The organism is Streptomyces sp. NPDC058678 (assembly GCF_042714835.1).
Taxonomy (GTDB): Bacteria; Actinomycetota; Actinomycetes; order Streptomycetales; family Streptomycetaceae; genus Streptomyces.
Genome location: NZ_JBHXSG010000109.1, coordinates 9,552 through 18,038 on the forward strand (window position 1 = coordinate 9,552; position 8,487 = coordinate 18,038).

Annotated in this window: 6 protein-coding genes and 3 tRNA genes; 6 read left to right on the plus strand and 3 right to left on the minus strand. The window is 69.7% G+C overall.

Annotation, left to right across the window (positions count from 1 at the left end):
- Positions 1–362: 362 nt before the first annotated feature.
- On the plus strand, positions 363–1,004 hold the full coding sequence (locus ACFWWR_RS45810; RefSeq protein ID WP_384310265.1) for a YncE family protein: 642 nt from the start codon (positions 363–365) through the stop codon (positions 1,002–1,004).
- 354 nt (positions 1,005–1,358) lie between these two features.
- Positions 1,359–1,565: a hypothetical protein gene (locus tag ACFWWR_RS45815; protein ID WP_383869666.1), complete on the plus strand. Its 207-nt coding sequence runs from the start codon at positions 1,359–1,361 to the stop codon at positions 1,563–1,565.
- A 635-nt stretch (positions 1,566–2,200) separates the two neighbouring features.
- Here the strand turns inward: ACFWWR_RS45815 and ACFWWR_RS45820 are convergent.
- The 3 genes from ACFWWR_RS45820 to ACFWWR_RS45830 all read right to left on the minus strand — a co-directional run bounded on the left by ACFWWR_RS45820 (position 2,201) and on the right by ACFWWR_RS45830 (position 2,593).
- Positions 2,201–2,274, minus strand: a tRNA-Ile gene (locus ACFWWR_RS45820).
- Between the two features lie 167 nt (positions 2,275–2,441).
- Positions 2,442–2,514, minus strand: a tRNA-Asn gene (locus ACFWWR_RS45825).
- Between the two features lie 6 nt (positions 2,515–2,520).
- Positions 2,521–2,593: transfer RNA gene (locus tag ACFWWR_RS45830), tRNA-Asn, on the minus strand.
- A gap of 158 nt (positions 2,594–2,751) precedes the next feature.
- Here ACFWWR_RS45830 and ACFWWR_RS45835 point away from each other — a divergent pair.
- The 4 genes from ACFWWR_RS45835 to ACFWWR_RS45850 all read left to right on the plus strand — a co-directional run bounded on the left by ACFWWR_RS45835 (position 2,752) and on the right by ACFWWR_RS45850 (position 8,415).
- Entirely contained in the window at positions 2,752–3,057 is a 306-nt protein-coding gene (locus ACFWWR_RS45835) for a YtxH domain-containing protein (protein WP_383869421.1), read from the plus strand.
- 87 nt (positions 3,058–3,144) lie between these two features.
- Positions 3,145–4,599 (plus strand): FGGY-family carbohydrate kinase, encoded by a 1,455-nt coding sequence (locus tag ACFWWR_RS45840; protein ID WP_383869418.1) that lies wholly within the window; start codon positions 3,145–3,147, stop codon positions 4,597–4,599.
- 154 nt (positions 4,600–4,753) lie between these two features.
- Positions 4,754–6,487 (plus strand): ABC transporter ATP-binding protein, encoded by a 1,734-nt coding sequence (locus ACFWWR_RS45845; protein ID WP_383869415.1) that lies wholly within the window; start codon positions 4,754–4,756, stop codon positions 6,485–6,487.
- On the plus strand, positions 6,487–8,415 hold the full coding sequence (locus ACFWWR_RS45850; RefSeq protein WP_383869412.1) for an ABC transporter ATP-binding protein: 1,929 nt from the start codon (positions 6,487–6,489) through the stop codon (positions 8,413–8,415). The genes ACFWWR_RS45845 and ACFWWR_RS45850 overlap by 1 nt, the downstream gene beginning before the upstream one ends.
- Positions 8,416–8,487 lie beyond the last annotated feature (72 nt).

An 8,487-nucleotide genomic window follows, 5' to 3' on the forward strand; every position in this document is an offset into this window, starting at 1 on the left:
GCGCCCCAGCGCCGGCCCCGCCTCCCGAGCCGCCCCCGACGCGCCGGGGGGGGAGTCCGCCGCGCGAGCCACCACCCCCCGCCCCGAAGCCGACGCGCCCCCCGGAGCCAGCCAAGCTGACCAAGCTGGATGAACCGGCTGACATGCCCCCGCCCACGCCGCCGCGTACGGGCGCCGCGACCCGGCCGCGGCCAGGCCCGCCGAGCCCCAGGCGCCGGCGGGCCTGGCTCATCGCAGCGGTGGTGCTGGCGGTGCTCGCCGCTGGGGGCCTCGGCATCTACTTGGCAGTGCCGGACCGCTCCCCGAGTCCTGAACCCACTGCCACTGCATCCCCCACTGCCCTGCCCACCGCACCGACATCCGTGTCCTCGATTCGGGTCGGCGACTTCCCGTGGGGGGTGGCGGTGTCCCCGGACGGACGCCGGGCCTACGTGACCAACGGGGACCCGGACTCGGTGTCGGTGATCGACACCGCTACGAACCGCACCGTGGGCAAACCCATCCCCGTCGGTGCGGACCCGATGGGGGTGGCGGTGTCGCCGGACGGACGCCGGGCCTACGTGACCAACCAAAGCGCGTTCCCGGGCTCGGTGTCGGTGATCGACACCGCTACGAACCGCACCGTGGGCAAACCCATCCCCGTCGGCGACGTCCCAAGGAGGGTGGCGGTGTCCCCGGACGGACGCCGGGCCTACGTGACCAACGGGGACCCGGGCTCGGTGTCGGTGATCGACACCGCTACGAACCGCACCGTGGGCAAACCCATCCCCGTCGGTGCCAGCCCGGGGGGGGTGGCGGTGTCCCCGGACGGACGCCGCGCCTACGTGACCAACGCGGGCGCGGACTCGGTGTCGGTGATCGACACCGCTACGAACCGCACCGTGGGCAAACCCATCCCCGTCGGTGCCAGCCCGGAGGATGTGGCGGTGTCCCCGGACGGACGCCGGGTCTACGTGGCCAACGCGGACTCGGACCCGGGCTCGGTGTCGGTGATCACGTTCTAGGGTGTCTGAGAGGAGCCACGGGCTGCTCTGCACTGAAAGGCCCGTCGACCTGCGCCAACGGATGCGGCCGAGAGAAGCGGCGGGCTGCTGCTGTGGCCGTCTTGGATCTTGGCAGGATGAGGGGCGGGGTGACGTACGGCCGCCGACCACACCCAGCAGCGCGCGGGCGGAGAGGCCCAGCGGGCCGCAGGCCAAGAGACGGGAAGGGAGGCGCACAATGCGGCGGCCGATCCGGCGCAGGCCGTCACGCGTCTTTCCGCACGCCGCGTGGCAGGCACAGCTACGGCTCGTCGACCGCCATCAGTCTCGCTGTGGGGCGTTCCCACCGAAGTGGGATTTGCCGCAGATCAAGCCGTGTACCACTGTGATCAGCTGTGCGACATCCTCCGGCAACGAGCAGACGCCGATCCCCCCGCCGACATCCGTGAGGCCCTGGTCCTGGCCCAGCAGGCAGCCGATGCGCTCCACACGCTGCGTGACGGGTGGATGACCTACTTCACGCGCCACCAAGGCGAGCACCCGGCCGACCGCACCGAGAACGCGACCCTGCCGACCGCCTGATCCATCGGTCGATGGACGAGGAACGGCCGCAGACGGAGACCGTCGCGTCGTGGCCCGACCTCCCCGCTGCGGAGCAGGCGATGATCGACATGCTCCCGGTCCTGGACGTCTGCGTCCCCTGAGGGCCGCACTGTGCCGCGGCGACACGATCGTCGACGGCGTTGGTGTCGCCGAAAGAGCCAATGTCGTACTGGTGACCAATGGGCGGGATGGCGGCGTCATCGCCGCGCCCGCGCCTGCCGTCCGCCCATGCGGGGTTTTCTCTTCGGGCCGTTTCTCCGTACCTCAGGACAGTCGTCCGGTCGCTCCCTCTGCCGTCGCCTGTGGCCACGAACCTGAACGCTCGCCGCGTCGGGCTCCTCAATCGGCAGACAGAGAACAGATCTGCCCGCAGCCCCTCGCCGACACCTTCCGAAATACCGGTGTCCCCACAGCGTCCCCACACCATGGACGCATGGCCCTTCCACGGCTTGCGCCGCGTACGCTCCCGGCACATCCTCGCAGGTCAGACGCGCATCAGCAGGTGCATACCTGCCCGCAACGAACTCGCGAGCAGCGGATTCAGTCCGTTGAGCGATAGTTGACGCTCCGACACCTCACGAGGAATGTTTCCGCAGGTCAGAAGCCTGCACAGGTGGGGCGGGTGGGACTCGAACCCACGGCCGACGGATTATGAGTCCGCTGCTCTAACCGGCTGAGCTACCGCCCCATAGCGGCGTGTCGCGTACACGTGTGCGCGCCGTCTGCCGCAGCATAGCCGCTCATACGATCTCCTGCTTCGGATGGTCGACTTCGCCTGCCCTGGAGGACTGCGCCGCGCTGAGCCCGGTTCCACCGGACATGAAAAAGGACCCCTACGGGGTCCTTTTCCAGCTGCTCTCCCGACTGGACTCGAACCAGTAACCTGCCGGTTAACAGCCGGCTGCTCTGCCAATTGAGCTACGGAAGATCGAAGCTCCCCCGACTGGACTCGAACCAGTAACCTGCCGGTTAACAGCCGGCTGCTCTGCCAATTGAGCTACGGAGGATCGCCTCGTTGCATCGAACCTACCTCCCTGGGTATTCGCCAGGGGGCGGGCGGTCGCTGCGACACATACATTAGCGCAAGCAGGGGGGTGCTTCGCCAATCGGTTCCCCCCGACACCGATGCCGCGTCGGAGACCAACACGAGGGAAGGGTGGCTGTCATGCGCTACCGGCTCACGTTCGTCGTCGGACTCGCTCTGGGTTACGTGCTGGGCACGAAGGCCGGACGCGAGCGCTACGAGCAGCTGAAGAAGTCCGCCCGCCAGGTCGCGCAGAACCCTGCCGTCCGCAACACCGCGGAGACGGCGGCGCAGCAGGGCCGCCAGTACGCGGGCAAGGCGTACCACGTGGTGAGCGAGAAGGTGGGTGACCGGGTGCCCGACTCGGTGGCCCAGCGGGTCCGATCCCTGCGCGATCACAACGCCAACGGGGCCGCCGGAGACGACTGGGGTACCAGCAATACCTAGCGGTCCGGGCCGTGCCGGGGGCCCTTCCACGGACAGGGGCCCCCGAGCCGACACGTTCACCCCCCGCCGTACGGCAGAATTTTGGCCATGGGGATAGTCGCCGGGCTGGACAGTTCGCCCGAATTCACTCGTATCGTCGTCTGTGACACGGACACGGGCGCCGTGCTGAGGCAGGGCTACGCGCCGCATCCGGTGGAGAACGCCGACGGCGGTGCGCGGCCTTCCGATGTCGATCCGCAGGCCTGGCTGCTGTCCCTCGGTGAAGCCGCCGGCGGCGGGCTGCTGGAGGGCGTGCAGGCCATCGGTGTGTCCGCGCAGCAGAACGCGGTGGTGCCGCTGGACTCCCAGGGCAACACCGTGCGGCCGGCGATGGTCGGCGGGGACCGGCGGGCGCAGGTCGCGGCAGCCGATCTGGTCGACGCGCTCGGCGGGCGCGAGGCGTGGGCGCAGGCCGTGGGCTGTGTGCCGCAGACCGCGCAGCCGGTGGCCAAGCTGCGCTGGCTCGCCAAGACCGAGCCCGAGGCCGCCCAGCGCACGGCCGTCCTGTTGCAGGCCCACGACTGGCTGGTGTGGCAGTTGCTCGGGCGGCCGGTGAGACGGACCACCGATCGCGGCGGGGCTTCCGGGACCGGGTACTGGTCTGCCGCCACCGGCGCCTACCGGGCCGATCTCGTCGAGCTGGCGCTCGGGCACCAGGTCATGCTGCCCGAGGTGATCGGCCCCTCCGACGCGGCCGGTACGACTCCGGAGGGGCTGCTGATCTCCGCCGGGACCGGCGAGACGATGTCCGCCGCCTTCGGGCTGGGGCTAGGCCTGGGTGATGCGGTGGTGTCGCTCGGGGCCTCCGGTTCCGTGATGGCCGTGCACCCCGAGGCGCTCGTCGACCAGAGCGGGATGATCACGTCTTTGGCGGACGCCACCGGCATGCACCTGCCGGTCGTCACCACGCTGAACGCCGTACGGACCCTGCGCGGGGCCGCCGAGATGCTGGGGCTCGCCGATCTGGAGAGCCTGTCCGAGCTGGCGATGAAGTCGACGCCGGGCGCGCACGGGCTGGTGCTGCTGCCCTATCTGGAGGGTGAGCGGACGCCGAGTCTGCCGCACACGGCCGGGACACTGGCGGGTCTGCGGCGGGAGTCGATGAAGCCGGAGCATCTGGCGCGGGCCGCGTTCGAGGGCATGCTGTGCGGGCTCGCGGACGCGCTCGACGTGATGCGCGGCCGGGGTGTGGAGGTGCGGCGCGTCTTCCTGCTGGGTGCGGCGGCCGAGCTGCCCGCCGTGCAGGCCGCGGCGCCCGCGCTGTTCGGTGCGCAGGTCGTCGTACCGCAGCCGGCGGACTACGCGGCGATCGGAGCGGCCCGGCAGGCCGCCTGGGCGCTCGGCGTGTCGCAGGGGAACCTCGACCCGCGCACCCCGCCGGCCTGGCAGGGGGCGGCAGCGCAGGTCCTGGAGCCCGGCGAGGATCTGGCGGTGGGGCAGGCCGTGCGGCAGCAGTTCGTTTCGGTGCGGGAGCAGACGCATCCGGGGGCGTTCCGGTCATAGCGGAACGTAAGACTCCGGTATGAGCCGGGCCCGGAAGGCCGTACGAAGCACTGCTGTCGGCTAAATCGGTTGAGGTAACACGGGTGGAGTGTCCGACGATAGGGGCCAGGGGCAACCAAACCCCGCCCCCACCGCCGACTCCGAGAGACCAAGCGTGCTCATACGACTTCTGCGGACCTATCTCAGGCCCTACAAGAAACCCATCGCCCTTCTGGTGCTGCTGCAGTTCCTGCAGACCTGCGCCACTCTCTACCTGCCCACGCTCAACGCGGACATCATCGACAGCGGAGTCGTGAAGGGCGACACCGGCTACATCCTCTCGTTCGGCGCCCTGATGATCGGCATCTCGCTCGTGCAGGTCGTGTGCAATGTCGGTGCCGTGTACTACGGCGCGAAGACCGCGTCGGCGCTCGGCCGGGACCTTCGGGCCGCCGTCTTCGACCGGGTGCAGTCCTTCTCGGCGCGCGAGGTCGGCCAGTTCGGCGCCCCGTCGCTGATCACCCGGACGACCAATGACGTCCAGCAGGTCCAGATGCTGGCCCTGATGACGTTCACCCTGATGGTGTCGGCGCCGATCATGTGCATGGGCGGCATCGTGCTGGCGCTCGGCCTCGACGTGCCGCTGTCCGGGGTGCTGGTCGCGGTCGTGCCCGTGATGGGCATCTGCGTGACGCTGATCGTCCGCGCCCTGCGCCCGCTGTTCCGGTCCATGCAGGTGAAGCTGGACACGGTGAACCGGGTGCTGCGCGAGCAGATCACCGGCAACCGCGTGATCCGCGCCTTCGTCCGGGACGAGTACGAGGAGCAGCGGTTCAGGAAGGCCAACGCCGATCTGACCGACACCGCCCTGGGCGCCGGCAACCTGCTCGCGCTGATGTTCCCGATGGTCATGACGGTGGTGAACCTGTCGTCGATCGCGGTGGTGTGGTTCGGCGCGCACCGCATCGACGGCGGGCAGATGCAGATCGGCGACCTGACCGCGTTCCTCGCCTATCTGATGCAGATCGTGATGTCCGTGATGATGGCCACCTTCATGTTCATGATGGTGCCGCGCGCGGAGGTGTGCGCCGAGCGCATCGAGGAGGTGCTGGACACCTCTTCGAGCGTGGTGCCGCCGACGGCCCCGGTGCTCGAACTGCGCCGGCACGGCCATCTGGAGATCCGGGGGGCGGGTTTCCGCTACCCGGGGGCCGAGGAGCCGGTGCTGAAGGCGATCGACCTGGTGGCCCGGCCGGGCGAGACGACCGCCGTGATCGGCTCGACCGGCAGCGGCAAGTCGACGCTGCTCGGGCTGGTGCCGCGGCTGTTCGACGCGACCGACGGCGAGGTCCTAGTCGACGGTGTCGACGTGGCGACCATCGAACCGGTACTGCTGGCGAAGACCGTCGGCATGGTGCCGCAGCGGCCGTACCTGTTCGCGGGCACGGTCGCCACCAACCTGCGCTACGGCAATCCCGACGCGAGTGACGAGGAGCTGTGGCACGCGCTGGAGGTGGCGCAGGCCAAGGGCTTCGTGAAGGGGCTGGAGGGCGGACTCGACGCGCCGATCGCACAGGGCGGGACGAACGTGTCGGGCGGTCAGCGGCAGCGGCTCGCGATCGCCCGCACCCTGGTGCAGCGCCCGGAGATCTACCTCTTCGACGACTCCTTCTCCGCGCTCGACTACGCGACCGACGCCGCCCTGCGCGCGGCACTGGCCGACGAGACCGCCGAGGCGACCGTCGTGATCGTCGCCCAGCGGGTGTCGACCATCCGGGACGCCGACCGGATCGTCGTCCTCGACGAGGGACGGGTCGTCGGCACCGGCCGGCACCACGAACTGATGGCGGACAACGAGACCTACCGGGAGATCGTGCTCTCCCAGCTCACGGAAGCGGAGGCTGCCTGATGGCGGGGCCTGGAGGACGGATGCTGGCCGGGACCGGTCCCGACCACCGTTCGATGGACTTCAAGGGGTCGGGCAAACGGCTCATCACCCACTTCAAACCCGAGCGGCTGACGATCTACGCGCTGCTGTTCTGCGTGACGGTGAGCGTCGCTCTGTCGGTCGTGGGTCCGAAGATCCTCGGGGAGGCCACCGACCTGGTCTTCGCGGGGATCATCGGGCGGCAGATGCCGGCCGGGGAGACCAAGGCGGAGGCCCTCGAGGCCATGCGCGAGCGGGGCGAGGGCTCCGTCGCCGACATGCTCCGCAGCACCGACTTCACGCCGGGCAAGGGCATCGACTTCGGTGCCGTCGGGGAGGTGCTGCTGCTCGCGCTCGCCGTGTTCGTGGTGGCCGGTGCGCTGATGCTGGTGGCCACCCGGCTGGTGAACCGGGCGGTCAACCGGACGATGTACCGGATGCGCGAGGACGTGCAGACGAAGCTGTCCCGGCTGCCGTTGTCGTACTTCGACAAGCGGCAGCGCGGTGAGGTGCTGTCCCGGGCCACCAACGACATCGACAACATCGGGCAGACCCTCCAGCAGTCGATGGGCCAGCTGATCAACTCGGTGCTCACCATCATCGGCGTGCTGGTGATGATGTTCTGGGTGTCCTGGCTGCTGGCGCTGGTCGCGCTCGTCACCGTGCCGCTGTCGTTCGTCGTCGCCACGCGCGTCGGCAAGCGGTCGCAGCCGCACTTCGTGCAGCAGTGGCGCTCCACCGGCAAGCTGAACGCTCACGTCGAGGAGATGTACACCGGGCACAACCTGGTGAAGGTCTTCGGCCGCCAGGAGGAGTCGGCGCAGCAGTTCGCCGAGCAGAACGACGCGCTGTACGAGGCCGGTTTCAAGGCGCAGTTCAACAGCGGGGTCATGCAGCCGCTGATGATGTTCGTGTCGAACCTGAACTACGTGCTGGTCGCGGTCGTCGGTGGGCTGCGGGTCGCGGCCGGTGCGCTGTCCATCGGCGATGTGCAGGCGTTCATCCAGTACTCGCGGCAGTTCTCGATGCCGCTGACGCAGGTCGCGTCGATGGCGAACCTGGTGCAGTCGGGCGTCGCCTCGGCCGAGCGGATCTTCGAACTCCTGGACGCGGAGGAGCAGGAGGCGGATCCGGTGCCGGGTGTGAAGCCGGAGGAACTGCGCGGGCGGGTGGCGCTGGAACACGTGTCGTTCCGGTACGACCCGGAGAAGCCGCTGATCGAGGACCTCTCCCTGACGGTGGAGCCGGGCCACACGGTCGCGATCGTCGGCCCCACGGGAGCCGGCAAGACCACGCTGGTCAATCTCCTCATGCGGTTCTACGAGGTCTCCGGCGGGCGGATCACCCTCGACGGCGTCGACATCGCCCGGATGTCCCGGGACGAACTGCGGGCCGGGATAGGCATGGTGCTGCAGGACACCTGGCTGTTCGGCGGCACGATCGCCGAGAACATCGCGTACGGCGCCGCGCGCGAGGTCACGCGCGGGGAGATCGAGGAGGCGGCGCGCGCCGCCCACGCGGACCGGTTCGTGCGGACGCTGCCCGAGGGCTACGACACCGTGATCGACGACGAGGGCAGCGGGGTCAGCGCCGGTGAGAAGCAGCTCATCACCATCGCGCGGGCCTTCCTGTCGGACCCGGTGATCCTGGTCCTCGACGAGGCGACGAGTTCCGTGGACACCCGCACCGAGGTGCTGATCCAGAAGGCGATGGCCAAGCTCGCGCACGGGCGCACGTCGTTCGTCATCGCGCACCGGCTGTCGACCATCCGGGACGCGGACACGATCCTGGTGATGGAGAACGGGTCGATCGTGGAGCAGGGCGCGCACGCCGACCTGCTGGCGGCCGACGGGGCGTATGCGCGGCTGTACAAGGCGCAGTTCGCGCAGGCGGTGGCCGAGGTGGACTAGCCTTTTCGCCCCCGCCGCCCCTTCCCGTCCCGACCTTGGGGGCTCCGCCCCCAAACCCCCGCTCCTCAAACG